Origin of the sequence: Schauerella aestuarii (assembly GCF_009866805.1) — a bacterium.
Lineage (GTDB): Bacteria > Pseudomonadota > Gammaproteobacteria > Burkholderiales > Burkholderiaceae_B > Schauerella > Schauerella aestuarii.
The window spans coordinates 149,392-173,605 of the sequence record NZ_SIZW01000039.1; the positions used below are offsets into that span (position 1 = coordinate 149,392).

The 24,214-nt window shown below is 63.7% G+C and carries 21 protein-coding genes and 1 pseudogene; 14 read left to right on the forward strand and 8 right to left on the reverse strand.

Going from position 1 to position 24,214, the window contains the following annotated elements:
• Positions 1-2: 2 nt before the first annotated feature.
• The 5 genes from EYW45_RS03765 to EYW45_RS03785 are packed head-to-tail and all read left to right on the forward strand — an operon-like array spanning position 3 to position 4,823.
• A complete protein-coding gene (locus tag EYW45_RS03765; protein WP_161134041.1) occupies positions 3-1,061 on the forward strand; it encodes an ABC transporter substrate-binding protein in 1,059 nt (352 codons plus the stop codon).
• A 12-nt stretch (positions 1,062-1,073) separates the two neighbouring features.
• A complete protein-coding gene (locus EYW45_RS03770; protein ID WP_161134042.1) occupies positions 1,074-2,147 on the forward strand; it encodes an ABC transporter ATP-binding protein in 1,074 nt (357 codons plus the stop codon).
• A complete protein-coding gene (locus EYW45_RS03775) occupies positions 2,147-2,983 on the forward strand; it encodes an ABC transporter permease (protein ID WP_161134043.1) in 837 nt (278 codons plus the stop codon). The genes EYW45_RS03770 and EYW45_RS03775 overlap by 1 nt, the downstream gene beginning before the upstream one ends.
• Entirely contained in the window at positions 2,980-3,768 is a 789-nt protein-coding gene (locus EYW45_RS03780; RefSeq protein WP_161134044.1) for an ABC transporter permease, read from the forward strand. The genes EYW45_RS03775 and EYW45_RS03780 overlap by 4 nt, the downstream gene beginning before the upstream one ends.
• Positions 3,769-3,809: 41 nt before the next feature.
• Positions 3,810-4,823: a proline racemase family protein gene (locus tag EYW45_RS03785; RefSeq protein ID WP_161134045.1), complete on the forward strand. Its 1,014-nt coding sequence runs from the start codon at positions 3,810-3,812 to the stop codon at positions 4,821-4,823.
• A gap of 94 nt (positions 4,824-4,917) precedes the next feature.
• On the opposite strand, the gene EYW45_RS03790 is transcribed toward EYW45_RS03785, so the two are convergent.
• Entirely contained in the window at positions 4,918-6,945 is a 2,028-nt protein-coding gene (locus tag EYW45_RS03790) for a BCCT family transporter (RefSeq protein WP_161134046.1), read from the reverse strand.
• Between the two features lie 85 nt (positions 6,946-7,030).
• Entirely contained in the window at positions 7,031-7,999 is a 969-nt protein-coding gene (locus EYW45_RS03795; protein ID WP_161134047.1) for a Bug family tripartite tricarboxylate transporter substrate binding protein, read from the reverse strand.
• Between the two features lie 118 nt (positions 8,000-8,117).
• Between EYW45_RS03795 and EYW45_RS03800 the strand changes: the two genes are divergently transcribed.
• Positions 8,118-9,056: a LysR family transcriptional regulator gene (locus tag EYW45_RS03800; RefSeq protein WP_161134048.1), complete on the forward strand. Its 939-nt coding sequence runs from the start codon at positions 8,118-8,120 to the stop codon at positions 9,054-9,056.
• Between the two features lie 156 nt (positions 9,057-9,212).
• Here the strand turns inward: EYW45_RS03800 and EYW45_RS03805 are convergent, their stop codons facing one another.
• Positions 9,213-10,181: a Bug family tripartite tricarboxylate transporter substrate binding protein gene (locus EYW45_RS03805; RefSeq protein WP_161134049.1), complete on the reverse strand. Its 969-nt coding sequence runs from the start codon at positions 10,179-10,181 to the stop codon at positions 9,213-9,215.
• Between EYW45_RS03805 and EYW45_RS03810 the strand changes: the two genes are divergently transcribed.
• Positions 10,171-10,434: a hypothetical protein gene (locus tag EYW45_RS03810; protein ID WP_161134050.1), complete on the forward strand. Its 264-nt coding sequence runs from the start codon at positions 10,171-10,173 to the stop codon at positions 10,432-10,434. The genes EYW45_RS03805 and EYW45_RS03810 overlap by 11 nt on opposite strands.
• Here EYW45_RS03810 and EYW45_RS03815 read toward each other — a convergent pair.
• Positions 10,423-12,774: an acyl-CoA dehydrogenase gene (locus EYW45_RS03815; RefSeq protein WP_235938827.1), complete on the reverse strand. Its 2,352-nt coding sequence runs from the start codon at positions 12,772-12,774 to the stop codon at positions 10,423-10,425. The two genes, EYW45_RS03810 and EYW45_RS03815, sit on opposite strands and share 12 nt — an antisense overlap.
• Positions 12,775-13,035: 261 nt before the next feature.
• Here EYW45_RS03815 and EYW45_RS03820 point away from each other — a divergent pair, with 261 nt between their 5' ends.
• From EYW45_RS03820 to EYW45_RS03845, 6 genes are all read left to right on the forward strand, one after another.
• Positions 13,036-14,256 carry a CaiB/BaiF CoA transferase family protein gene (locus EYW45_RS03820; protein ID WP_161134051.1) on the forward strand — a complete coding sequence of 407 codons (1,221 nt, stop codon included), beginning with the start codon at positions 13,036-13,038 and terminating at the stop codon, positions 14,254-14,256.
• A 24-nt stretch (positions 14,257-14,280) separates the two neighbouring features.
• Positions 14,281-15,063: an enoyl-CoA hydratase/isomerase family protein gene (locus EYW45_RS03825; RefSeq protein WP_161134052.1), complete on the forward strand. Its 783-nt coding sequence runs from the start codon at positions 14,281-14,283 to the stop codon at positions 15,061-15,063.
• A gap of 101 nt (positions 15,064-15,164) precedes the next feature.
• Entirely contained in the window at positions 15,165-16,388 is a 1,224-nt protein-coding gene (locus tag EYW45_RS03830) for a CaiB/BaiF CoA transferase family protein (RefSeq protein WP_161134053.1), read from the forward strand.
• Positions 16,385-18,862 carry an acyl-CoA dehydrogenase gene (locus tag EYW45_RS03835; protein ID WP_161134054.1) on the forward strand — a complete coding sequence of 826 codons (2,478 nt, stop codon included), beginning with the start codon at positions 16,385-16,387 and terminating at the stop codon, positions 18,860-18,862. The genes EYW45_RS03830 and EYW45_RS03835 overlap by 4 nt, the downstream gene beginning before the upstream one ends.
• 47 nt (positions 18,863-18,909) lie before the next feature.
• Positions 18,910-19,878, forward strand: coding sequence for a Bug family tripartite tricarboxylate transporter substrate binding protein (locus tag EYW45_RS03840; RefSeq protein WP_161134055.1), 969 nt, complete (start codon positions 18,910-18,912; stop codon positions 19,876-19,878).
• A complete protein-coding gene (locus tag EYW45_RS03845) occupies positions 19,875-20,345 on the forward strand; it encodes a MaoC family dehydratase (protein WP_328703589.1) in 471 nt (156 codons plus the stop codon). Before EYW45_RS03840 ends, EYW45_RS03845 begins: the two co-directional genes overlap by 4 nt.
• A 95-nt stretch (positions 20,346-20,440) precedes the next feature.
• On the opposite strand, the gene EYW45_RS03850 is transcribed toward EYW45_RS03845, so the two are convergent.
• The 3 genes and pseudogenes from EYW45_RS03850 to EYW45_RS24425 form a co-directional block, all read right to left on the reverse strand.
• On the reverse strand, positions 20,441-20,965 hold the full coding sequence (locus EYW45_RS03850; protein ID WP_161134056.1) for a hypothetical protein: 525 nt from the start codon (positions 20,963-20,965) through the stop codon (positions 20,441-20,443).
• A gap of 2 nt (positions 20,966-20,967) precedes the next feature.
• Positions 20,968-21,381, reverse strand: a complete 414-nt coding sequence (locus EYW45_RS03855; RefSeq protein ID WP_161134057.1) for a type II toxin-antitoxin system HicB family antitoxin — start codon at positions 21,379-21,381, stop codon at positions 20,968-20,970.
• 67 nt (positions 21,382-21,448) lie between these two features.
• Positions 21,449-21,556 (reverse strand): annotated as a pseudogene (locus EYW45_RS24425) (type II toxin-antitoxin system HicA family toxin); the annotation flags it as partial.
• A gap of 342 nt (positions 21,557-21,898) precedes the next feature.
• On the opposite strand from EYW45_RS24425, the gene EYW45_RS03865 reads away from it, so the two are divergent.
• Complete coding sequence (locus tag EYW45_RS03865; protein WP_161134058.1) at positions 21,899-22,876, forward strand: LysR family transcriptional regulator; 978 nt, start codon at positions 21,899-21,901, stop codon at positions 22,874-22,876.
• 103 nt (positions 22,877-22,979) lie between these two features.
• Here EYW45_RS03865 and EYW45_RS03870 read toward each other — a convergent pair whose 3' ends face one another.
• Entirely contained in the window at positions 22,980-24,209 is a 1,230-nt protein-coding gene (locus EYW45_RS03870) for a CaiB/BaiF CoA transferase family protein (RefSeq protein WP_161134059.1), read from the reverse strand.
• Positions 24,210-24,214 lie beyond the last annotated feature (5 nt).

Sequence of the window (24,214 nt, forward strand, 5' to 3'; positions counted from 1 at the left end):
TCATGGCATTACCCGTACACCTTCGCAGCACCCTGCTGGCCACCGCGTTGGCGGCCGGTTTGACCGTCGGCGGCACGGCTGTCGCGCAGGACAACCGCATCACCGTGGCCTGGTATGGCGGCAACTGGGGCGACGCGTTCAAAGCGTGCGTGGCCGACCCGTTCACGAAAGCCACCGGCATCGCCGTCACGCCGGAAGTGGGCACGTCCACGACGACGCTGGCCAAGTTGCAGCAGCAGAAGTCCGCGCCGACGATCGATGTGGCCTGGATGGATGGGGGCATCAGCGAACTTGCACAGCAGGCAGGCGTGCTCGATACGCTGGATGTGCAGGGCATTCCCAATCTGGCGAACGTGGTCGATCAGGCGGTGTACAAGCAAGGCGCCGATGCGTTTGCGGTGGGCTCCGGCTACTACGCCCTGGGATTGACGTACAGCACCAAGGAAGTCAAAACGCCGCCCAAGAGTTGGAAGGATTTGTGGAAGCCGGAGTATGCCGGCGCCATCGCGATTCCGTCGCCGTCCAATTCGTCGGGCGTGCCGTTCGTGTTCTTCCTGGCCAAGGTGTGGGGCAACGATCCGGCGGATCTGACACCGCTCTACAAGAAGATCGCTGCGCTGGATACCGCCTTGTTTTTCGATAGCTCGGGCGCGGCCACCAACGCTTATCAATCGGGCGAAGCCGTTATTGGCGCGCACTTCAACGTGGGCGCGTGGGACCTGATCGATAAAGGCTTGCCGATCGGTTTCACGGTGCCGCAGGAAGGCGTGTGGGCCACGGACGCCCGCTTGCATCTGGTCAAGGGATCGCCGCGCCGCGCCGCCGCCCAGCGCTTCATCGATACCGCGTTGACGCCCGAAGCGTCGGCATGCCTCGCCACGAAGCTCTATCTCGGTCCGGCGGTCAAGAACGTGAAGGTGGCGGACTATGTGGCGCGCAAGCTGCCGTGGGGCGTGGGCGGCTCGATTGCGGACTTGAGTTTGCTCGACTGGAATATGGTCAATGCGCGCCGGGCGGAAATCACCGACGCGTGGAACCGCCAAGTGGCGCGCAAGCGCTGATCGGGGCGGACGATGGCAGCGATATTGAGCATTGACGGCGTGTGCAAGCGCTTCGGCGCGCACACGGCATTGGATCGCGTCGATCTGACCGTCGAGCAGGGCGAGTTCATCGCATTGCTCGGCCCCAGCGGTTGCGGCAAGACCACGCTGCTGCGGGCCATTGCCGGGTTTCTCGCGCCGGATGCCGGCCGCATTGCGATCGCCGGGCAGGACGTGAGCCGTTTGCCGGCGCACCGCCGTCCGCTCAATACCGTCTTTCAGAACTATGCGCTGTTTCCGCATTTGAACGTGCTCGACAATGTGGCCTACGGGCCGCGCCGGCATGGCTTGTCCAAACGCCAGGCGCATGAGAAGGCGCGTGATGCACTCGCCATGGTCGGACTGCCGGATATGGGGGCGCGCTATCCGCGTGAGATGTCGGGCGGCCAACAGCAGCGCGTAGCGCTGGCGCGCGCCATCGTCAACGAACCCAAACTGCTGTTGCTGGACGAGCCGTTGTCGGCGCTCGATTTGAAGCTGCGCCGCCGCATGCAACTGGAGCTCAAGCATCTGCAGGAGAGCCTGGGGATTGCGTTCGTGTTCGTCACGCACGATCAGGAAGAAGCCATGACCATGGCTGACCGCATCGTGGTGATGCATGCGGGCCGCATCGAGCAGATCGGCCAAGGCCCCGAGATCTACCGCGCTCCGGCCACGCAGTTCGTGGCGGAGTTCATCGGCGAGGCCAACCTGCTGCCGTATCGGCGCGTGCCCGGCGAGGCCGCGATCACGTTGATGTTGCAAGGCGCCGTGTTCCCCTGCGCGCAAGCGCTGGATGCGCCGTCCGGCATGGCGGTGTTGCGCCCCGAAGACATCGCGTTGAGTGTGGTCGCGCCCGGCGCAACGCCCACAGGTGAAACGGCCCTGCATGGGGTGATCACCGATGTCATTCGCATCGGCAGCCATACGCTGGTGCATGTTCGCGTGGACGATCAAACGCTCACCGCGCGACTGGCCGGCGCCGCGCCCGAAGACGTGGTGGCAGGCAACACAGTACGCCTTGCCTTCGATCCCGCGCAGCTTCATCTGATCGGCGGAGCACAGTGATGGCACGCCGCTACACCCCGCTGTGGTTGCTGGGCGTGCCGTTGCTGTTTTTCGCGGCGTTTTTCCTTGCGCCGTTGAGTGTGGTGGCCGTGGCCAGCCTCACACAGGCTGCAGGCGGGCTCACGTTCGCAAATTACGCGCATATTCTGGCGGACCGCTATCACTGGGACGTGATTGCCGTGACGTTTCGCATTGGCCTGGCCACCACGGCGATCTGCATCCTGCTCGGCTATCCGCTGGCCTGGTATCTGGTGCGCATCGTGCAGTGGCCGTGGTGGCGACGGGTATGCGTGATCGTGCTCGTGGTGCCGCTGTTCACCAGCAACATCGTGCGCTCGTTCGGGTGGATGGTGATGCTGGGCCGCAATGGCATGGTCAACGATGCGCTCATGGGCGTGGGCGTGATCGATCGGCCGATGCGGTTTCTCGGCACCGAACTCGGCATTCTGATCGGCATGGTGTACGTGCTGCTGCCTTTCGTGGTGCTGGCGGTGGGCAATGCGCTTGCGCGGGTGGATCCCGCCTGCGAACAGGCGTCCTCCGATCTGGGGGCGAGCCCGGCAGCGACGTTCCTGCACGTCACGTTTCCGTTGACGCTGCCAGGCGTGGTGGCCGGCGCCATCATGGTGTTCACGCTGGCGGTGAGCGCGTATGTCACCCCGGCGTTGCTGTCCGGCGGCCGCATCTCGGTGCTGTCGATGCTGATCTTCCAGCAGTACAGCAGCGTGTTCGACTTTCATTATGGCGGTGCGCTCAGCATCGTATTGCTGGTGTTCACGTTGATCATGGTTGCGGTGGCGGGCCGGATCGGTGTGCCGGCGGGGAGTGCGCGATGATCGTGCGATGGCTCGTTCGGCTGGTGGCGTGGGCGTTGTTGATCTATCTCGTGCTGCCGCTCGTGGTGATCATGGGCGCCTCGTTCACCACCACGCCTTATCTCACGTTCCCGCCGCAAGGTTGGACATCTGACTGGTACCGGCAGATGCTGGGCGACGCGAGTTATGTGTCGGCCTTCGTGACCAGCTCGCTGCTTGCCATGGCGGCCACGCTGATCGCCGTGCTGATGACGGTACCTGCGGCCCTTGCGCTGGCGCGTTACGACTTTCCGGGCAAGGCCGCGATGTCGGCCCTGTTGATGTCGCCGCTTGTGTTGCCGCATATCGTGCTGGGTGCCGCATTGCTGCAGTTCGGCGGCTACTTCGGTCTGACGCGCAGCTTTCTGGCGTTGCTGATCGGGCACACCGTGATCGTGGCGCCGTTCGTATTGCGATCGACCTTTGCGCTGCTTTCGCCCGAGCAACGAGCGCTGGAAGAAGCGTCGTCCGACCTTGGCGCGCATCCGCTGCAGACATTCTTCCTGGTGACGTTGCCGCAAATTCGTGCCGGCATCGTGACCGGCTCGATCTTCGCGTTCATCTCGTCGTGGATCAACGTCGAGCTGTCGATCTTCAACACCACGGCGGATCTCAACACCATCCCCGTGAAGCTCTTCAATTACGTGCAGTACACGATCGACCCGACGATTGCCGCGGTGTCCGGCGCGACCATCGTGGTCGCGGTATTGGCGATCGTCATCCTGGATTTGACCGTTGGCCTGGACATGCTGTCTGAGCGCAAATAACCCCGTCTTTTTCTACCCACCTTCTTCTGGAGCACCTGGTCATGCGCAAGCAAGACGCGTTCGACGTCATCTATACCCATACCGAAGGCGAGCCGTTGTGCATCGTCCATAGCGGTATTCCGTATCCCGCCGGCTCGAGCATTCTCGAGAAGCGCGCGTTTCTCGAGGCCAACTACGACTGGCTGCGCTGCGCGCTGATGCGCGAACCGCGCGGCCATAACGACATGTTCGGCGTGTTTCTCACGCCGCCGTCCGGCCCCGAGTTCGATGCCGGCCTGATCTATATCGACGGCAGCCAGTACTCGCACATGTGCGGCCACGGCACGATCGCCGTCAGCATGGCGATGGTGGCATTGGGCCTGGTGCCGCGCAGCCCGGATGGGCTGACCAAGATCCGTTTCGAGACGACGGCAGGGCTCGTGGTATCGGAAGTGAAGTCCGAAGGCGACGAGATTTTGTGGACGCGTTTCGAGAACGTGCCGGCTTACGTCGAAGCGCAGGACCTGCCGGTCACGCTGCCCGAGTACGGCGATCTGAAAGCCGACATCGTGTGGGGCGGCAACTACTTCGGCATCGTCGATCTGACGAACTGCGCCTTGCGCATCTCGCCGGAGAACGGCTCCGAGCTGGCGCGCCTGGGCTTGATGGTGCGCGACCAGCTCAATGCGCAACATCGCATCCAGCACCCAACCGAGGCACATATCAACAATCTGAACTTTGTCACGTTCTGGCATCCCGCCACGATCGAGGGCGCGTTCTACAAGAATGTGCACGTGTTCAGCCACGGCCAGCTCGATCGCTCGCCCGGCGGCACGGGCACCAGCGCGATGATGGCGATGTTCGAGGCGCGCGGCAAGATGGGGCTGAATCAACCGATCCTGTCGGAAGGATTGCTGGGTAGCGGCACGTTCGAGGGTTGCCTGCTGGGCGAAGTGGATCTGGCCGGCACGCGCGCGGTGCGGCCCACCGTGAAAGGCACGGCCAGCATCCTGGGCACGGCACGCTGGGTGATCGATCGCAACGATCCGGTGGGCGCGGGGTTTCAGGTGCGATAAAAAAAGGATGGCCCGATGGGCCATCCTGATCGACGCTTGTCCGGTGGCACGTCAAAGCGATTCTCTCGCTTGCGGCGTGCGCCCAGTCCAGGCGCTATCGCACCACGTGCAGGTAGTGGCGGTGGCGTTCGTACTGATCGAGGATGTCGCCGATCACGTCGTCGCGGGTCCAGCCCATGATGTCGTAGTCCTGGCCGCCTTCGCGCAAGTGAACTTCGGCGCGGAAGTACTTGGCGTCGTCGTCCAGTTTGGCGTGATCGCGTGCGCTGAGACTGGGGCGCGTGTGCTCTTCAGCATGCACGGCGTAGGTGAAGTCCAGCAAATCGTTGTGCGATACCACGATCTCGGCGGCTTCTTCTTCGGGTTCGGATACGGTGACCGTGTAGCCCTCCTTGCGCCAGGCTTCGGCCACATCGTTGAACGCCGGGCGCACCGTATCGGCGATGAAGCGCACCACATGCGTGCGGCGCGGCATCATCACGATGTTGCGCAACCGGCGTTGCCACGACATATCGCTTGCGCCGGCAGGGCGCGACAGCGTGAGCGATTGATAGCGGATGCCGCGCTTGGTGGCATCGAGCTTGAGCGCCTTGAATAGCCCCCAGATCGACAGCAGCAGAATCACCGAGAATGGCAACGCGCTGGCAATGGTGGCAGTCTGCAAGGCTGTCAGGCCATCGGCGAGCAGCAGCGCGATCGCGACGGCGCCCATCGAGAGCGACCAGAACACGCGTTGCCACATCGGCGTGCCTTCGCGGCCACCGGAAGCCAGGAGGTCGACGACCAGTGCGCCTGAATCAGCCGAGGTGACGAAGAACACGATCACCATGACGATCGCCAGCACACTCACAATCGAGCTGAACGGCAGCTTTTCGAGGAAGGCGAAGAGCGCGAGCGACGTGTTGGCATCGACCGTGGCGGCAAGATCCTTGGCGCCGTCGATCAGGATCATGTGCAACGCCGAGTCGCCGAACACCGTCATCCAGAACAGGGTGAAGCCGGCGGGCACGAACAGGACGCCGCAGATGAATTCTCGGATGGTGCGGCCACGCGAGATGCGCGCGATGAACATGCCCACGAAGGGCGACCACGCGAGCCACCAGCCCCAGTAGAACAGGGTCCAGCCGCCGATCCAGTCCGTGGGGTTGTAGGCGTACAGGTTGAAGGTCTTGCTGACGATCTCCGACAGATACCCGCCGGTGTTCTGCACGAAGGTCTGCAGAATGAATACGGTGGGACCGGCGATAAGTACGAACAGCATCAGGATGGCGGCAAGCCCGAGATTGAGCTCCGACAGAATCTTGATGCCTTTGTCCAGGCCGCTGGCAACCGATAGTGTGGCGCAACCGCAGGCGACCACGATCAGGATGATCTGCGTGGTTGTGCTGATCGGTACGCCCCACAGGTGGTTCAGGCCGCTGTTGATCTGTTCCACGCCGAGCCCGAGCGAGGTGGCCACGCCGAGTACGGTGCCGATGATGGCGAAGATATCGACAGCATGACCGATGGGTCCGTGGATGCGATTGCCGATGATGGGAAAGAGCGCCGAGCGCAGCGTGAGCGGCAGGCCGTGGCGGTAGCTGAAGAATGCCAGGATCAGCGCGACGATGGCATACAACGCCCAGGCATGCAGGCCCCAGTGAAAGAACGTCAGCTTCATGGCTTCGCGGGCGGCGATGGCGGTGCCAGGCTCGCCGATTGGCGGCTCGATGAAGTGCATCACGGGCTCGGCCACGCCGAAGAACATGATGCCGATGCCCATGCCGGCGGAAAACAGCATCGCGAACCAGGCCAGGTTGCGGTAGTCGGGTTCGCTGTGGTCCGGCCCCAGCTTGATGTCGCCGTAGCGGCTGATCGCCAGAAACACGGTGACCACCAGGACGATGGCCACGGTGAGAATGTAGAACCAGCTCGCGTTGGTGAGGATCCAATCCTGTGTGCTGCCGAAGACGCGCGCGGCGGTGTCGGGCGCGATCACGGCAAAGGCGACCAGCAGCAGCACGAGGGCAGCCGAGGTGTAGAACACGGGAGGATTGAGAGAGGATTTGGGTGCGGGATCAGGCGTGTGATCGGGCGCGCCGGGCGGCGGTGTACCGGCGCCGGTCTGGCTAGGGGACGTCATTGGGGCTTCTCTCGGTCGGTCTATTTTTCGTGGCCGATCACCTTAACATTTGCTTAAATCTCTCGGCCAGCACCCTTACCCCTGTTCACTGAATCGAAATTCTTTGTGTCCGGATGACATCCTCCCATTTGACGGCTTCGTCTTTCACGAACGCCGTGAAGGCCTGCTGGTCACGAAAGTCGGGGACGACGCCGAGCGCCTTGAGCCGCGATTGCACCTGGGGGTCGCGCGAGACTTCCGCCAGGGCCGCCGCGAAGGTGGCTTGGGTGGCCGGTGGTGTGGTGCTGGGCAGGAAGAAGCCAAACCAGCTGCTCGACACGACGCCGGGTGCGACCCCGGATTCCTCGACGGTGGGCAAGCCCGGCTCGTCGGCCAGTCGCTTCGATGTGGTGACCGCCAACGCGCGAATCTTGCCGCTCTTGGCGTAAGACATCGATTGCATGGTGTCGAAGTAGGCGTTGACCTGGCCGCCCAGAAAGTCGGCGAGGGCCGGGCCGGTGCCGCCGTAAGGCACTTGCAGCACGTCGATACCGGCGCGCGCTGCGAACAGCTCGGCGGCCAAATGGGGGCTGGAGCCCACGCCCGACGAGGCGAACGACAACTTTCCGGGATTGCGTTTGGCATAGTCGACGAGTTCGGCCGTGGTGGTGGCCGGCACCGAGGGATGCACGTAGAGCACATTGGGTGCGAGCGCGGCCAGCGCCAAGGGGGTGAGCGCATTCGCGTCATAGGGCAATTTTTTGAGCAACAATGCATTGGTCACCATGCCCACGCTGCCCAGCAGCACGGTGTAGCCATCGGCGGGGGCGCGCGCCACGTTGCCGGCGCCGATCGAGCCGCCGGCGCCGGGACGGTTCTCCACGATCACGGGTTGCTTCCATAACGCCTGCAGGCGTTCGGCGTAGAGCCGGGCGAGGTTGTCGGTAATGCCGCCGGGCGAGTAGGGTACGACCAGTTGAACCGGCTTGTCGGGGAAGCCCGCCGCGTGGGCGCCGAAAGTCGTTGCGGTGCACAACACGATACCGGTCAGGAACGTCGCGAATCTGTTTACCATTGTCTTCCTCTCATTATTATGTTCGCGGCTTCTGCGCGCCGTGACGACGTTCAGTCTAGGTGCGCCGAGCGCGCCAAACCAGTCGTGGCGAGCGCATATCAGCATTGCGATCCTGGTTATGTCCTCACCCAAAATGCCGCGCTGGGATCTGAACCGCCTGATCGTGTTCACCACGGTGGCGCGCGCCGGCAGCCTGAAGCAGGCTGCGGCACTGCTGGGCCAGCCGCAGCCGGCGATCAGCAGGCAGATCGCCAGGCTCGAAGAGGAATGCCGGGGGCGCTTGTTTGGCCGCACCGGGCGCGGCATGGCGCTTACCGAGTTCGGTCAGCGGCTGCTGCCGCAGATCGAACGGGTGCTGTTCGAGGCGGATGCGCTGGGTGAGCAAGTGGCCGATACGGCGGGCATGCCGTTTGGCGACGTGCGCTTAGGGGTTTTGCCGTCGCTGTATCGCGCGTTGGTGATGCCCTTGTTCTTCGATCTGCGCGCAGCCTTTCCGGGCATCACGCTGCATATCTTCGAAGGCTCGGCGGGTCAGATCGATCAGTGGCTGGCCAGCGGGCATATCGATATCGGTTTGCCGTATCGATACGGGCATGCATCGGTCGCCGAAGTCGAGGTGCTGGCCACGTGCGATTCGTTTTTGGTGGGACACGCGGGCGATGCCGTGACCGCCAGCGATACGGTGCCGTTTGCGCGGCTGGATGGATTGCCGTTGGTGCTGCCCAGCGCGCCAAGCGGCGTGCGGGTGCTGCTGGATCAACTGGCGCGACGCGCCGGCATCGCCCTCGACGTGGTGGTGGCGGCGGATTCGAATCAACTGCAGAAGGCCATCACCGCGCAGGGCGGCGCCTATACGGTGCTGCCGCGCCACGCAATTGCGGCCGAGTGGGCGGCAGGCAGCTTGCAGGCTGCGCGCATCGTCGATCCCGTGATTGCGCGGCAGGTGGTGTTGGCGACCACAGCGGTGCGACCGTTGTCGTTGGCGGCGCGCACCACCGCCAAAGCGTTGCGCGCGATCGGCGAGCGCCCTGAAACGCAGCAGGTGTTTGCAGGTTGAGGGCGATCGGTTCCAAGCTTGAATCGTCCTTGCCCTTGCCCTCGTCCTTGCCCGTGTCCTTGTTGTGGACCTAGGCTGTTGCGCGATCTAAAGGCGCGTGACGCGCCGACTCAAGGATAGTTAGACCTGACCACGCTCACATGCTCGCGGCCTGCATCAGTCGATGCGGGCGCCCGATTTCTCGATGACTTGCTTCCACTTCGCGCGCTCGGTGGCGATTTGATCCGCCATTTCCTTTGGTGTGCTGGGGCTGGGCAGAAGGCCGAGGTCCAGCATGCGTTGCTTGACCGACGGATCGTCGAGCGCTTTGTTGACCGCTTGATTGAGGGTGGCGATCACGGCGGGCGGCGTGCCGGCGGGTGCCGAAAGATAATTGACCGGAGACGCATCGAAGCCAGCCAACTGGTCGGCGATCGGCGGCACGCCGGGCAGCATCGGCAGCTCTTGAGGCGTGGTCACGCCGAGCGCTTTGACCGCGCCGGACTTGATCTGCGGCAAATACACCGCCACGCTGTCGATCGCCATCTCGACGCGGCCGCCCAGCACATCCTGCAGCGCCGCGCCCGTGCCGCCGTAGGGAATGTGATCGATCTGCACATCGGCCATGCGCTTGAAGAGTTCGCCCGACAGGTGGCTCGTGGCGCCGATGCCGGCGCTCGCGAAACGCACTTCGTTGGGATGGGCGCGGGCGTATTTGATCAAGCCGTCCACGCTGTCGACCGGCAGTTGCTTGCCCACCACCAGCACACTGGGCACGACGGCAAGACGCGAAACGGGCACCAGATCGCGCTCGGGATCGTACGGCAGGGAGCGCATCAGAAAAGGATTGGTGATCTGCGGGCCCGGCGTGGTGTAAAGCAGGGTGTAGCCGTCGGGTGTGGCGCGGCTCACGGTTGTCGCGCCTACCGTGCCGCCGGCGCCGGGCTTGTTCTCGACCACAATGCTTTGTCCGAGCACCTTGCCGGTCGCTTCCGCCACGATGCGTGCCGTCACATCGGCGCCGCCGCCTGGCGCAAACGGCACGATCAAACGAATCGGGCGATTGGGGTAGGGCGTGTCGGCAGCGTGCGCAGCAGGTATTGCCAGCGTAAGCAGCAGGCCTGCGATCAGTGTCTTGAACGGCATGGTGATGTCTCCTCGATCGTTCTCTGGTTATCGATCGTTGTGGTGGTTGTCGTTGTTGTCGTTATATGTGAAGCGAAGCAATGTGAAGCGAAGCAATGTGAAAGCGGTGCAAATTGAAGCGGTGCAAATTGAAGCGGTGCAAATTGAAGCGGTGGAATATGAAGCGGGGCATCTAAAGCGGAGCCACGAATCACGATGCTTGCGCGGCGAATGGGCGCGCCTGTTTGCGCCGGGTGGTGGGTCAGCTGGGTAAACCGATCACCGCCTTGGCCAGAATGTTGCGCTGAATCTCGTTGGTTCCGCCATAGATCGTTGTGATGGCGGAGTTGTAGAGGCGATTGGCCGGTGCGATCTGGGTGCCGTCCACCATGAAGGCGGCCGCGTCGCCGCCGCGCTCCTGGGCCGCTTCCACCACGGCCATGCACAGTCGCGAATACGTTTCGGTGGCGAAGATTTTCAGCAGCGAGACGCTTGCGGGTAGCGGCTCGCCGCGTTTGACCATGTCGGCGAAGTCCGCATACAGCGCTTGCAGATCGGCCACGTCGAGCGCAAAGCCGATGTAGCGATCGACAAACCCGCGATCGTCCGCGGCACCGGTGTGCCGACCCACCAATCGCAGCTGGTTGAGGGCGTACTTGGCCTGACTGGGGCTGCCGACGAAGATGCGTTCGAAGTCCAACAGCGCTTTCGCGATGGTCCAGCCTTGATTGAGTTCGCCCACCAGGTTCTCGACCGGCACACGCGCGTCGTCGAAGAAGACCTCGCAGAATTCTTCTTCATCCCCGATATTTCGGATGGGCTTGACGGTGATGCCGGGTGTGCTGAGATCGGCGAGCAGAAAGCTGATGCCGGCCTGTTTCTTGACCGTTTTATCGGTGCGCACCAGCATGAAGATATGCGTGGCATCTTGCGCCAGGGTGGTCCAGATTTTCTGGCCGTTCACCACGAAGTGATCGCCGTCGCGGACGGCTTCGGTGCGCAGCGAAGCGAGATCCGATCCGGCATTGGGTTCGGAATAACCCTGGCACCAGACGTCGTCACCTTTCAGAATGCGCGGCAGATAGCGTTCGCGTTGCGCGGGCGTGCCGTAGCGCATCAGCACCGGCCCGATATTTATCAGGCCTTGATCCGGCATGCGCGCCACGCCGTAGTCTTCCATCTCTTCGATGAAGGCGATGAGTTTGTCGGGCGCGAGCGCCATGCCGCCATATTCGCGCGGCCAGGCGGGCGCGATCCAGCCTTGCGCGGAAAGCTTCAGATACCAGCCCTTGAGTTCATCCCAATGCAGACGCCGTGGCGGATTGCGCAGGGCATCGGGATAGTGTGCGCGGATGAAGCTGCGGATACGCGTGCGGAAATCTTTTTCCGACATGGCGTTCCAGTCCTCGGCTGACGTGCCGGGTTCGATGGTCCGTGCATCGACCGCCAGGGCCTCGTCGGCCCGCACGGCGGAAAACGGTTCGGGCAGCGCTGCGCGTTGATTCTCGAGCACGCCGCCGTGCCACGCACACAGATGCAGCGTGCGCTTGAGATACAGGCCTACGTCGAGCTCGTCGGTGTAGCCGATCGCGCCGTGAAACTGGATGGCCAGCCGCGTCATGTGCAGGGCGGCTTGCGCGCAACGCGCTTTGACGCGGGCGCAGGCGGCATCGAAGGCGGGGGCGGGCGTGTGATCGCCCGCAAGCAGCGCACGCAGTGCGGCGTCGCCCAATTCGATGTACAGCAGCGCGTCGACCATGCGGTGCTGCAGCGCCTGGTTGGCCCCGATAGGTTTGCCGAACTGCACGCGGGTGGCCAGGTAATCGCGCGTGGTGTCGAACGACTGACGGGCGATGCCGAGCAGCTCGGCCGATTGAATGGCGCGCGTGCAGGCGATGGCATGCTGCACCGCACGCGAGGCGGCTGCGCCTTTGGCCAAAAGGTGTGCAGCGGGCACGCGCACCTGGCGCAAACGCAAGCTGCCGACCGGCGTGCCGTCCACGCGATCGTCGGTGTGCGTGTGAACGCCGTCAGCCGTGCGCGGCACGTAGACGAGCGCCTCGATGGCCTCGGCATGCCCATCGACCGGTGCGGGGCGCACTGCCACGATCCAGCCGTCGAGATCGGCACCGGGGTGGATCCAATGCGCCGCACCATCGAGCACGAGCGTCTCGCCATCGCGCGCCATGCGCGGCCCGTCTGACGGCGTGCGCGCGGTATCGGTCTGCCACGCCATGCCGATCAACGCGTCGCCCAGGGCAATGCGCGCCAAAAGATCGTCGCGCAAGGCACTGGTGGGCAGCGCGGCGAGCAGCGACGGGCTTTGCACGGCACCGCCGATAAAAGGCTCGGACAGCAGATTGCGGCCGATTTCCTCGGCAATGACGGCCACCGCGCTCAAGCCAAGGTCGAGTCCGCCCAGCGATTCCGGGGTGAGCAACCCGCACCAGCCGGCGTCGGCCATCTGCCGCCACACCGTGCGCTCGAAACCGGGCCGCGTCCGGCGCAAGGCCCGCAGGCGGCTGCGCGGCGCGGTCTGACGCAGAAAATCGCGTGCGCTGTCGCGAAACGCGGTGAGCGTGTCGCGGTCGGCGGCGACGGCGGGCATGACCATGGGTGGTGTCTCCTGATGGGGCGCTGCGGGGCGTGCGCGCTCGATGTTGTGAGAGGCAGTCTACGGGCTTCCCGGGGCGCCAACCAGCAACGCGACGGCAAACCAGAGTTGCGTATTCGTGCAACCGTCGGGGCGTCGATATGACGCAATAGGCATATCTGGTTTACGCCGCCCGTCCTGGATTGGCGCGCGGGAGCCGCATAGACTGGCAACAAATACCGCGCTGCGCGTCGCGCCGCCGCCATAACGAAGGAGACCGCATTGTCTGCATTGCTCTCGTCCATCCGCGTGCTCGATCTGAGCCGGGTGCTTGCCGGGCCCTGGGCCAGCCAGATCCTGGCCGACCTGGGCGCCGATGTGATCAAGGTCGAAAAGCCCGGCCGCGGCGACGATACCCGCGCCTGGGGGCCGCCGTTTCTGAAGCGCGCCGATGGCAGCGATACGGAAGACGGGGGCTACTACGTGGCGGCCAACCGGGGCAAGCGCTCGATCACGCTGGATCTGAAAACCGAAGAAGGCCGTGCCATCGTCAAGCAACTGGCAGCGCAGTCGGACGTGGTGCTGGAGAACTACAAGGTGGGCACGCTCGAGCGTCTGGGGTTGGGCTATGCCGATCTCTCCGCAAACCATCCCGAATTGATCTACTGCTCGGTCACCGGATTTGGACAAACCGGGCCGCGCGCCAAGCAGCCCGCCTACGATTTCCTCATCCAGGCCATGGGCGGCTTGATGAGCGTGACCGGCGAACGCGACGACAAGCCCGGCGGCGGCCCGCAGAAGGTGGGCGTGCCGATCGTGGACATGGTGACGGGTGTGTACGCGGCCGTGGGCATCCTGGCCGCCATCATCGGCCGCCACACCACGGGTCGCGGGCAGCACGTGGATCTGGGCATGATGGACGTGCAGGTTGGATTGCTGATGAACCAGGCGATGAATTTCCTGCTGGCCGGCCGCACGCCCAAACGCACCGGCACGGCACATCCGAACATCCAGCCGCAACGCACGTTCGACTGCCGCGACGGGCAGATCGTGGTGGTGGTGGGCAACGACGGGCAATTTGCCACCTTATGTGGGCTGATGGGTCGCCCGGAATTGGCGAGCGACGAACGCTTCGCCACCAATGGGCGTCGCGTGGTCAATCAGGCGCTGCTCGATCCGATTCTGGATGCGGCGTTCGGCGCCGAGGATCGTGCCGTCTGGCTCGAACGGTTGAGCGCGGCCAACGTGCCGGCAGGCGCCATCAACACGGTGCCTGAGGTGTTTGCCGATCCGCAGGTGGTGCACCGCGGCATGCTGCGGCACATTCCGCATCCCTTGGCCGGCACGGTGCCCCAGGTGATGAATCCGCTGCGGTTTTCGGCGGCGCCCTCGTGTGCCGAATTGCCCCCGCCGTTACTTGGCGAACACACCGCGCAGGTGCTGAGCGAACTGGGGTATTCAGATGCCGACATCGCCCAGCTTGCCGAGCGCGCCGTCACTTGATCATCTTATTTTCAGGAGAACCCCATGCCCCATCTTGCCTACACCGCGTTGAAACTGGAAATGCGCGAGCACGTGGCCGTCATTCATCTGGCCAACCCGCCGGTGAACGCGCTGTCGACCACGCTGATCAACGAGCTCACACACTGTCTGGATGTGTGCTCGGAAAGCGATGAGGTCCGCGCCATCGTGCTTATCGGCGAAGGCCGGGTGTTCTGCGCGGGTGCCGATCTGAAGGGCCGCGGCGACACGATCAAGGGCCCGGGCGATCTGCCGCAACATTCGCGGCGCACGCGAGAACTTTTTCATGCACTGCGCGAGTGCGCCAAGCCGGTGGTGTGCGGCCTGAACGGCGCAGCGCTGGGTGCCGGACTGGCCATCGCGGCCTCGTGCGACATTCTGGTGGCGGCCAGCACGGCCGTGGTGGGACTGCCGGAGATCGACGTGGGCCTGCTGGGTGGCGGGCGCCACGGCATGCGGCTCTTCAGTCATTCTCGCTTGCGCCGCATGGCCTTCACCGGCATGCGCGTCGATGGCAATGAGCTGTATCGCCTGGGGATCGTGGAGGCGAGCGTGCCGGCCGATCAGGTGCTGGATACGGCGCTCGGCATTGCCACCACGATTGCCTCGAAGAGCCCGCTGTCGGTGCAGTTGTCCAAGCAGACGATGAATGCCATCGAGGAGATGAGCCTGCGCGATGGCTATCGCTACGAGCAGGATATGACGGCGGCGATCGCCAAGACGCACGATGCGGGCGAGGCGCGCCAGGCGTTTCTGGAGAAGCGTGCGCCGGTGTTCGAGGGGCGCTGATCCGGCGCCAACAGCAAACCAGCTTTGCCTGACGGGGCCTCGCGATTGCGAGGCCCCGTCGCTATCCTGACTGCATAACGATTAGATATGGAGACAGAGCGATGGCCGGCGTATTGTCGAATGTCAAAGTGCTGGATTTGAGCCGCGTATTCTCGGGGCCGTGGGCCGCGCAGATGCTGGCGGACTTCGGCGCCGATGTGATCAAGGTGGAGCGACCGGGCCGGGGCGACGATGTGCGTCATCAGGGCTTTCGTGTGAAGGACGGCGCAGGCCAGCCCACGTCGGAGACGTCGTCGTTCATCGCCATGAATCGCGGCAAGCGATCCATCACCATCGATATGTCCAAGCCTGCGGGCCAGGCGTTGATCCGCAAGCTCGCCGCGCAGTCGGACATCCTGATCGAGAACTTCAAGGCCGGCGACCTGGTGCGCTACGGCCTGGATTATGCGGCGCTGAAAGCGATCAATCCCAAGTTGATCTATTGCTCGATCACAGGCTTCGGACAAACCGGGCCCTACAGCCATCTGCCGGGCTACGACCCGATTTTTCAGTCGATGAGCGGGCTGATGGCGGTGACGGGCGTGGCCGAGGGGGAGCCCGGCTCCGGGCCGGTGAAGGTGGGGTATTCGGTCTCCGATCTCACAGCCAGCTTCTACGCCATCGCCGCCATCCTGGCGGCCTTGCATCATCGCGACCTCGTGTCGGGCACTGGGCAGCACATCGACATGGCATTGCTGGATGCGCAAATCGCGGCGATCTCGCATGTGAGCATGAATTACTTCGCGACCGGCGAGCGCCCCGAACGCGTGGGTACGTCGTCGCAAATCACGTGTCCGTATCAAGCGTTCGAATGCGCCGATGGGCACATCATGATCGCGGTGGGCAACGACTCGCAGTACCAAAGCTTTTGCCGGGTGATCGAGCGGCCGGAACTGGCTAGCGATCCGCGATTCGCCACCAACCTCGAACGTGCAGCGGCTCGCAAGGTGCTCGTGCCGTTGATTGCCGAAGCGATGACGGCGCGCACCGTAGCGGCGTGGAACGAGGCGCTGTCGGCCGCCAATGTGCCGTGCGGCCCGATCTATGAGATGGATCAGGTGTTCGAGGATCCGCAGGTCAAGCATCGTGGCGTGTTGGGATCGATGGCGCATCCGCTGATCGGCGAGATGCCCCTGATCAAGAATCCGGTGGTGTTTTCGGATACGCCGATTGCGTACGAACTGCCGCCGCCGCTGTTGGGCGAGCATACCGATGCCGTGCTGGCCGCCGAGCTGGGATTGAATCCGCAAGAGATTGCCGCCCTGCGCGCCGAGGGCATCGTATGAGCGAGGACGCCGGTGCGATTCGCGACAGTGCCCGTGATTTTCTGAACGGCACCGATCAACGTGCGCGCGTGCGGGCGCTCGCCGCCCACACGCCACCCGCCGGCTTTGACCGTGGCTACTGGCAGGAGATGGCCGACCTGGGATGGTTGCTGCTGACGGTGCCGGAAGCGGAGGGCGGCTTGGGACTCACGCTGAGCGAAGCCGCATTGATCGCCGAAGAGGCCGGCCGTGCGCTATTGCCCGAACCGTTTGCGGCGTGCGGGGTGCTGCCGATGGAAGTGCTGCGAGCATTGCCGGCGGGCGACCGGCGCGATGCGTTGATTGCTCGGATCGGCAGCGGCGAGGTTGTGGCGGCAGTGGCGTGGCAGACGCATGCGGAGCAAATGCATGTGGACCCCATGCGTGCAGGACAAGTGAGTTGCCCTGTCGAAGGCAGCAGCAGGGGTAGCGCCGACGGCGACTCGATGAACGCTTTCGAAGCGCGCCACGATCCCATCTCGGCGGCGCACCGCGCGCTGCCACCTTTGCATCATGACGCTGGCGTGCGCGCGACCGCGATCGCATCGGGCGGCATGCAGCTGGACGGCGACGTGGGATTCATCGTCCCCGGCCGAGGCGTGGACGGTTGGCTGGTTGTCGCGCAGCGTGATGCGGAAGCGATGCTGCTGTGGGTGCCGGCCAACGCGCCGGGGCTGACGGCAGCGATCGCACCACGCGCCGATGACAGCACCGTCGCCCATTTGCACTTGCAGGCCGTGGAAGTGGCGGCCGACAACATCGTCGCGACCGGCGAAGCCGTGCCGCGCGCGGTGAACGCAGCGCTGGACGCGACCCGTCTCATCATCGCGTCCGAATCGATCGGCGTCGCGCGTCACACGCTGGCCGCGACGGTGGATTATGTGAATACGCGGCAGCAGTTCGGCCAGGCAATCGGCAGCTTTCAGGCGCTGCAGCATCGTTTGGTGGATGCGTTGCTGCAGATCGAGCTGGCGGCCGCCAGCCTCACCGATGCTTTGCAGGCGTGGACGCCAACATTGCCGGCGGCCAGGCGCGCGTTGCTGGCCAGCCGCGTAAAGGCGCGCGCAAACCGTGCGGTGCGCGAGGTCACGCGCCTGTCGATTCAATTGCATGGCGCGATCGGCTACACCGCCGAGTACGACATCGGACTGTACTTCAAGCGTGCGCTGCATCTGTCGACCTGGCTGGGGAACGTGGATGCGCATCGGCGCCGCTACGCACAAGGCCTCACGATGGCGGCAGAGTCGGAACTGGCCGCGCCGGACGACGACGTGACGCCGTGGACCTCGGCCGACTTTCCGCGCGATGCGGACTGGGAAGCGATGCCCGAGCCCGCGTTTCGCGGCATGCTGCGCGCGTTTTTCGCCGCCCACTATCCAGAGCGTTTGCGCCATATGCCGTGGCGCTTGCACTGGCATGAGATCGAATCCTGGTATACGACGTTGTCGCGGCAAGGATGGATTGCGCCGTCATGGCCGCGCGAGCATGGCGGTATGGCGTTGTCGCCCGCCCGGCAGATCGCATTCATCGAAGAGGCCGAGCGCTACGGCGTAGCCCGCGCGCCGGATCAGGGCTTGGTGATGCTGGGGCCGATCCTGTCGCGCTTCGGCACACCCGAACAGCAGGCGGCGTTCATGCCGCCGATCCTGTCCGGCGAGCATGTGTGGGCACAAGGTTACTCGGAGCCCAATGCCGGTTCCGACCTCGCTGCACTGCGCTGCGAGGCCATTGCCGACGGCGACGATTTCATCGTGACGGGCCAGAAAACCTGGTCCACGCTGGCGCAGGACGCCACGCATATGTTCATGCTGGTGCGCACCGACAAAACGGTGAAGAAGCAGGCCGGCATCAGCTTTCTGCTGGTCGATCTCAAGCAGCCCGGCGTGACCGTGCGGCCGATCGAAACCCTATCGGGCGACGCCGAGTTTGCAGAGGTGTTTTTCGATGCCGTGCGCGTGCCGCGCAAGCATCTGGTAGGCGAACTGAATGGCGGCTGGACGATTGCCAAAGCGCTGCTGGGTTTCGAGCGGCTCTTCAGCGGCAGCCCCAAGCATTCGCATTACGCACTAGGTCAGGTCGCGGCATTGGCCGCGCACCAGGATCGGATGCGTGACCCCGTCTTCGTCGATCGGTTGGCCGGCCTGCAACTCGATGCCGCGGACCTGTCTGCGATGTATGGCGTGTTTGCCGATATCGCGAAGTCGGGCCGGCCGCTGCCGGCAGAGGTGTCGTTGCTCAAGATCTGGGCGTCGGAAACGCACGAGCGCATCGGTGCGCTCCTGATCGACATGGCCGAGATGTGGGGCGGGACGCATGCCCGCAGCGCCTATCCCGACACGCATGTGCATGTGCAGGCGCCTTATCTGGCGGCGCTGGCGGCAACCATTTTCAGCGGTACCAACGAGGTGCAGCGAAACATCCTGGCCAAACAGGTGTTGGGCCTGGCCCATCAATGAGATGACCGGTCGCGCAAGACCGGCGAATCCGAAGGAGGAAGACAACCATGAAACGTATCTTGACCGCGGCCGCAATCGGCCTGGCTGTGATGGGCAGTGCGGGCGCTGCGCAGGACAACTGGCCCGTGCGCCCCATCAAATTGATCGTGCCGTATCCGCCTGGGGGCCCCGTGGATAACGTGGCGCGCCTGATTGCGCCGGAGGTGTCGGCCAAGCTGGGGCAATCCCTGGTGATCGACAACCGCGCGGGCGCCAGCGGCACCATCGGCACGGACGCCACGGTGCGCGCCGAACCCGACGGCTACACGTTCGGCTTCGGCGTGCCGGGGGCGTTGACGGGCCTGCCGCACGTGATGAAGGTGCCGTATGAATTGAAGGACATCAATTACGTGACGCTGGTGGTGCGCATTCCACAGGTGATCATGGCGAGCACCAGCATTCCCGAGAAGACGCTGCCCGCACTCATCGCCACCGCAAAGGCCAATCCGGGCAAGTACAACTTCGGCTCGGCCGGCAATGTGACCACCCCGCATCTGGGCGGCGAACTGCTCAATCAGCAGGCGGGTATCAAGCTCACGCACATCCCATATAAAGGCGCGGCACCGGCGGTCACCGCACTGATGGGCAACGAGATTCAGGTGTTTCCGGGCGATGCGTCGGCCGCCATCGGCTTCATCAAAGCGGGCCGCGTGCAGGCGTTGGCCGTGTCGAGCGCCAAGCGTTTCGAAGGCTTGCCCGACGTCCCCACCACAGCCGAACTCGGCCTGCCGGGCGTCGTGTCGGATTCCAATTACGGCATCATCGCGCCGAAGGGCGTGCCGCCTGCCATCATCGAGAAATTTCGCCAGGCGGTGATCGCCGCCGTCAACGAGCCGGAGGTGCGCAAGAAGCTGATCGATCAAGGTGCCTTGCCGGTCACCACCACGCCTGAGGAGTACCGCAAGCTGATGGACCAGGAATTCGTGAAGTGGGGCAAAGTGATCAAGGACGGCAAACTGGGTGAGGCGCAGCCGTGACGGTGCACCTTGCCACGCCGGCCGACTTCGAGACGCGGATTGGCGAATCGCTGGGCGCAAGCGACTGGTTTACCGTGACTCAGGCGCACCTCGATGGCTTCGCGCAGCTGACGGGCGACGACTTCTGGATTCACGTGGACGTGGCGCGCGCCGCGCGGGAAATGCCGCAAGGCAAGACGATTGCGCATGGGTTGTTTGCGCTGTCGCTCGTGCCCCGCATGCAGCGCGAGATCTTCCATATCGCCAAGCGCGGGCGCGGGTTGAACTACGGCACGGATCGCGTGCGCTATACCGCCGCAATGCCGGTGGGATGCCGGCTGCGGCTGCATCAAACGGTGGCGGCGGCTGCGCGACAAGGCGCAGGCACCAAGGTCACCTTGCGATGCACCATGGAGATCGAGGGCAGTGAACGGCCCGCTTTTGTGGCGGACTGCATCGTGCTGTTCGAGGATGCGCCGGCGGCGTAAGCGTGGCCCCGCTGCCGGCACGTGCCTGCAGGAGATTGCAGGCCATCGGAACATCCCGGCGACCTCGCCGGGTTCCACGTCGAGCGAACCGACAGTCAGGGAATAGTTTGACTCGGCGGAAGACCGAACCCCGATGGCTCGGCGATGGCGCCGATATCGAAGTACTGGCCCTCGATGAATTGCACTTGGGGATAGATGAGGCACACCACTTTCGCCGTCAAATCCTCATCCGTGATGTTCATGAAAGCGTGCACAAACTCTTCCACGAACGTTGCGATTCGGATGTTTTTCGAGAGGGCCTGCGCTTTGTTCACGTCGAGAAAGATGTACTCCTCGATGTTCACGTGAATGGTTTCCTTCTTCGGCGTATACAACAGGGAACCGCTGGCGAGCTCGATATTGAATGGCGATCCACCCACCACCAAATGTTTGGCGACGCGAAAGCGAACGCGCTCGCCAAACAGATTGACGGCCACGCACAGCGAATCGATCGTGTCTTTCATCGCAATAGGGATGTCGGCGGCGCTGATCAGGAAAAAAGGACGAAACCGCTCGTCGATGTTTGCTGAGATATAGCTGGGATCGAGATGCTGTACAGGTAGGGTGGGGGTCAGGGTCATGGTTAGACAACTTCAATGTTGAGACGTTTGCCCAATACAGCAAACGCAGATTCGATCGCTTCGATCTTGGATGCATGTGACAGGTCGAGCATGCGGTCGACTTGCGGCATGTGCAGGGTCAGACGCCGCGCGAGTTCCGCTTTGCGGATGCCTTGCATGACCATCTCGTTGGACAACAGTACTTTTGCGGTTTGAACGGCCGGCAAGGTAACGGCGCCGGCGCCGACGGCGGCGGGCAGGGGAACAGGCCGGCGCGCGTCAAGGTACATCTGCAGTGCAGCTTCCAACGCTTCCACTGCATTGGCTTTTGCGTTGTCCGCGTTCTCGCCGACGGCGGCGGCTTCGGGCAGGTCGGGAAATTGAACGAGCAGTGTGTCGTTGTCGTCAGGCGTCAAGGTGTAGCAATACGTCAACATGGCGTGTCCTTTGCGGTTGGCGCGCATTCGTGCAGCGGTGAGCTGCATCCCTTGCGAGTCGCTTGCGCTACTTCAGTCCGAGGTCCTTCTTGATCTTGTTCACCAGTCCGGTACCGATCTCCTTACCGCCGTGGTCTGGAAAGATCGAGGTTCGATCGTTCAGGGTTGCTTTGAAATGACTGCTTCCGGCCTAGTGCGCGATGAGTTCCACGCCGTTTTTGATAAGCCATCTGCGGAATTCGCTGTATTTCATTTGCCTCGATCACTTGCCGAATATACAACATATATGTTGTTTTAAGAAACAAATATGTTGTGATCGCTGTAGTCTGTTTTCCACGCCGATTTCGGCCCGTACAAAGATGACTACGGCTTCATCGCTCGGGTACGCGCCGCCTTCTGTCTGCCAACATCGCCGATGCGCTTCAGCGCGCCAATCCTAAGTGATTCGCGCGCAATCACCGCGTGCCAGTGTGCTAAGTTGGCGCATCTCTGATGCGACCTCATGGCACACCGCACGATGAATAAATCGAAGGCCACCGGCGTTCAACTCGACGTCACTGCCGATCTGCAGCGATGGCGCGCCTTCATGGCGACCGCCGAGCTCGGCAGCATTACGCGCGCGGCACTTTTTCTGGATCAGGATCAGTCGGTATTGAGCCGCCGCATCAACGCGCTCGAACGCGATTGCAATGCTCGGCTCTTCAATCGCACCGGCCGTGGCGTGCAGCTCTCGGAAATCGGTGCGCGCCTGTTTCCGCTCGTGCAGACATTGCTGCGCGATGCCGAAGCGCTGGAGCTCGAATTGAATGCCGAAGCGCGCGAGCCGGCCGGTGAAGTGACGCTGGGATTATTGCCGTCCACAGCGCATCCGCTCATTCGCCGCTTGTTCTCGCGTTTGCGGCAGGTGTTTCCGCGCGTGCATCTGAAAATTCTCGAAGGCTCGAGCGGGCAACTCGAAGAGTGGCTGACCGACGCTCGCGTCGACATTGCCATCCTCTATCGCTACAGCGATAAGGCGCCGGTGGGCGAGCAAGCCCTGGCACATGTGGATTCGTGTTTGATCGGGGCGGCGGACGATCCGCTTCTGCAAGCCCCCACCTTGCCGTTCAGCGCGCTGGACGGCCTGCCGTTCATCCTGCCGGGTTCGCCCAATGGTTTGCGCAATGCGTTGGATGCGATGGCGCGCACAGTGAAAATCGAAATCACGCCGTTGATCGAAGCGGATTCGTTACCGCTCATGAAAACCGTCTGCCAGACCGAGCGCATGTACACGGTGCTGCCGCTGCATGCGGTGTGGCAGGAGGTGCGGGAAGGCAAGCTGGCGGCCACCAAGCTCGTCGATCCTTCGCTGGAACGCATCATCTCGATGGCCTTCGCACGCGCGAAGGGACCTGGCCGCACGGTGATGGAAGTGGCGTCGCAGATCGAGGCGCTTACACGCGAGATCGGCGCCGAAGGCATCTGGCACACCGATCGGATCGGGCACGACAGTTAGGTGCGGCGCCGGCCAGCGGGTTATTCGCGGGCTGGCGGCCTGCTGCGTAGCAACGCGGACGGCCCGGCAGAACGGCTGCACCACGCCGGCTGCACCACGCCAGCTACACCACGCCTGCCGTACGCAGATCCGCGATGCGCTCGGCGCTGTAGCCGATCCCGCCCAGCACATCGTCCACGTGTTGGCCCAGCGTGGGTGGCGCACGTTCGAACGTCAGGGGCGTGCCCATGAATTTCATCGGACTGGCCACGAGCGGCACATCGACGCCCGCCGGATGTGGCAGGTCGATGCGCATGCCGCGATGCACGACTTGCGGATCGGCGAATACATCGGGCACGGCATTGATGGGGCCGCACGGCACGCCGGCGCGGTCCAGCGTCGTGGTGAGATCGGCGCGCGTACGCGTGGCAAATGCCTCGAGGATCAGTGGCTTGAGCACATCGATATTGCGCACCCGTTGCGCGTTGGTGGCAAACCGCGCATCGGTGGCCCAGTCAGGACGATCCACAGCAGCTGCAAGCTTGGCGAACTGGCCATCGTTGCCCACCACCAGAATCACTTCGCCATCCGCGCAGGCGAACACATCCTGCGGTTGGATATTGGGATGTGCATTGCCATTGCGTTGCGGTGTCTTGCCCGATACCAGATGGTTGAGCGCCTGGTTCGACAGCACGGCGGCTTGCACATCGAGCATGCCGATATCGATGAACTGGCCTTCACCCGTGCGCTCGCGATGCGACAGCGCCGCCAGCACGGCCACAGCGGTGTACATGCCGGTCATCAAGTCGACGATCGGGATGCCTACCTTCTGCGGGCCGCCGCCGGGTTTGTCGTCGCGCTCGCCGGTCACGCTCATCAAGCCGCCCATGGCCTGGATCAGGAAGTCGTAGGCCGCTTGATCCTTGCGCGGTCCGGTCTGCCCGAAACCCGTCACGGAGCAATAGATGATGCCAGGATTGACCGCGCGCAGGGCCTCGTAGTCCAGGCCATAGCGCGCAAGCGTACCCACCTTGAAATTTTCCAGCACGATGTCGCATTGCTTGGCCAACTCGCGCACGATGGCCTGGCCCTCAGGCTGATCCAGCGCGACGGTGACCGAGCGCTTGCCGCGATTCACCGATAGAAAGTACCCGGCCTCCTGCGTATCCTGGCCGTCGGCATCCTTGAGATACGGCGGCCCCCAGGCGCGGGTGTCGTCGCCGGCGCCGGGGCGTTCGATCTTGATGACGTCGGCGCCCATGTCGGCCAGCGCCTGCGAGGCCCACGGCGCGGCCATGATGCGGCTCAAGTCGAGCACGCGGACGTGCGAAAGCGGCCCTGTCGATTGCGGCATGGAAT

Coding starts and splice junctions, on each gene's coding strand:
- EYW45_RS03765 (WP_161134041.1), top strand. CDS start 3: ATGGCATTACCCGTACACCTTCGCAGCACCCTGCTGGCCACCGCGTTG.
- EYW45_RS03770 (WP_161134042.1), top strand. CDS start 1,074: ATGGCAGCGATATTGAGCATTGACGGCGTGTGCAAGCGCTTCGGCGCG.
- EYW45_RS03775 (WP_161134043.1), top strand. CDS start 2,147: ATGGCACGCCGCTACACCCCGCTGTGGTTGCTGGGCGTGCCGTTGCTG.
- EYW45_RS03780 (WP_161134044.1), top strand. CDS start 2,980: ATGATCGTGCGATGGCTCGTTCGGCTGGTGGCGTGGGCGTTGTTGATC.
- EYW45_RS03785 (WP_161134045.1), top strand. CDS start 3,810: ATGCGCAAGCAAGACGCGTTCGACGTCATCTATACCCATACCGAAGGC.
- EYW45_RS03790 (WP_161134046.1), bottom strand. CDS start 6,945: ATGACGTCCCCTAGCCAGACCGGCGCCGGTACACCGCCGCCCGGCGCG.
- EYW45_RS03795 (WP_161134047.1), bottom strand. CDS start 7,999: ATGGTAAACAGATTCGCGACGTTCCTGACCGGTATCGTGTTGTGCACC.
- EYW45_RS03800 (WP_161134048.1), top strand. CDS start 8,118: ATGTCCTCACCCAAAATGCCGCGCTGGGATCTGAACCGCCTGATCGTG.
- EYW45_RS03805 (WP_161134049.1), bottom strand. CDS start 10,181: ATGCCGTTCAAGACACTGATCGCAGGCCTGCTGCTTACGCTGGCAATA.
- EYW45_RS03815 (WP_235938827.1), bottom strand. CDS start 12,774: ATGGTCATGCCCGCCGTCGCCGCCGACCGCGACACGCTCACCGCGTTT.
- EYW45_RS03825 (WP_161134052.1), top strand. CDS start 14,281: ATGCCCCATCTTGCCTACACCGCGTTGAAACTGGAAATGCGCGAGCAC.
- EYW45_RS03830 (WP_161134053.1), top strand. CDS start 15,165: ATGGCCGGCGTATTGTCGAATGTCAAAGTGCTGGATTTGAGCCGCGTA.
- EYW45_RS03835 (WP_161134054.1), top strand. CDS start 16,385: ATGAGCGAGGACGCCGGTGCGATTCGCGACAGTGCCCGTGATTTTCTG.
- EYW45_RS03840 (WP_161134055.1), top strand. CDS start 18,910: ATGAAACGTATCTTGACCGCGGCCGCAATCGGCCTGGCTGTGATGGGC.
- EYW45_RS03850 (WP_161134056.1), bottom strand. CDS start 20,965: ATGACCCTGACCCCCACCCTACCTGTACAGCATCTCGATCCCAGCTAT.
- EYW45_RS03855 (WP_161134057.1), bottom strand. CDS start 21,381: ATGTTGACGTATTGCTACACCTTGACGCCTGACGACAACGACACACTG.
- EYW45_RS03865 (WP_161134058.1), top strand. CDS start 21,899: ATGAATAAATCGAAGGCCACCGGCGTTCAACTCGACGTCACTGCCGAT.
- EYW45_RS03870 (WP_161134059.1), bottom strand. CDS start 24,209: ATGCCGCAATCGACAGGGCCGCTTTCGCACGTCCGCGTGCTCGACTTG.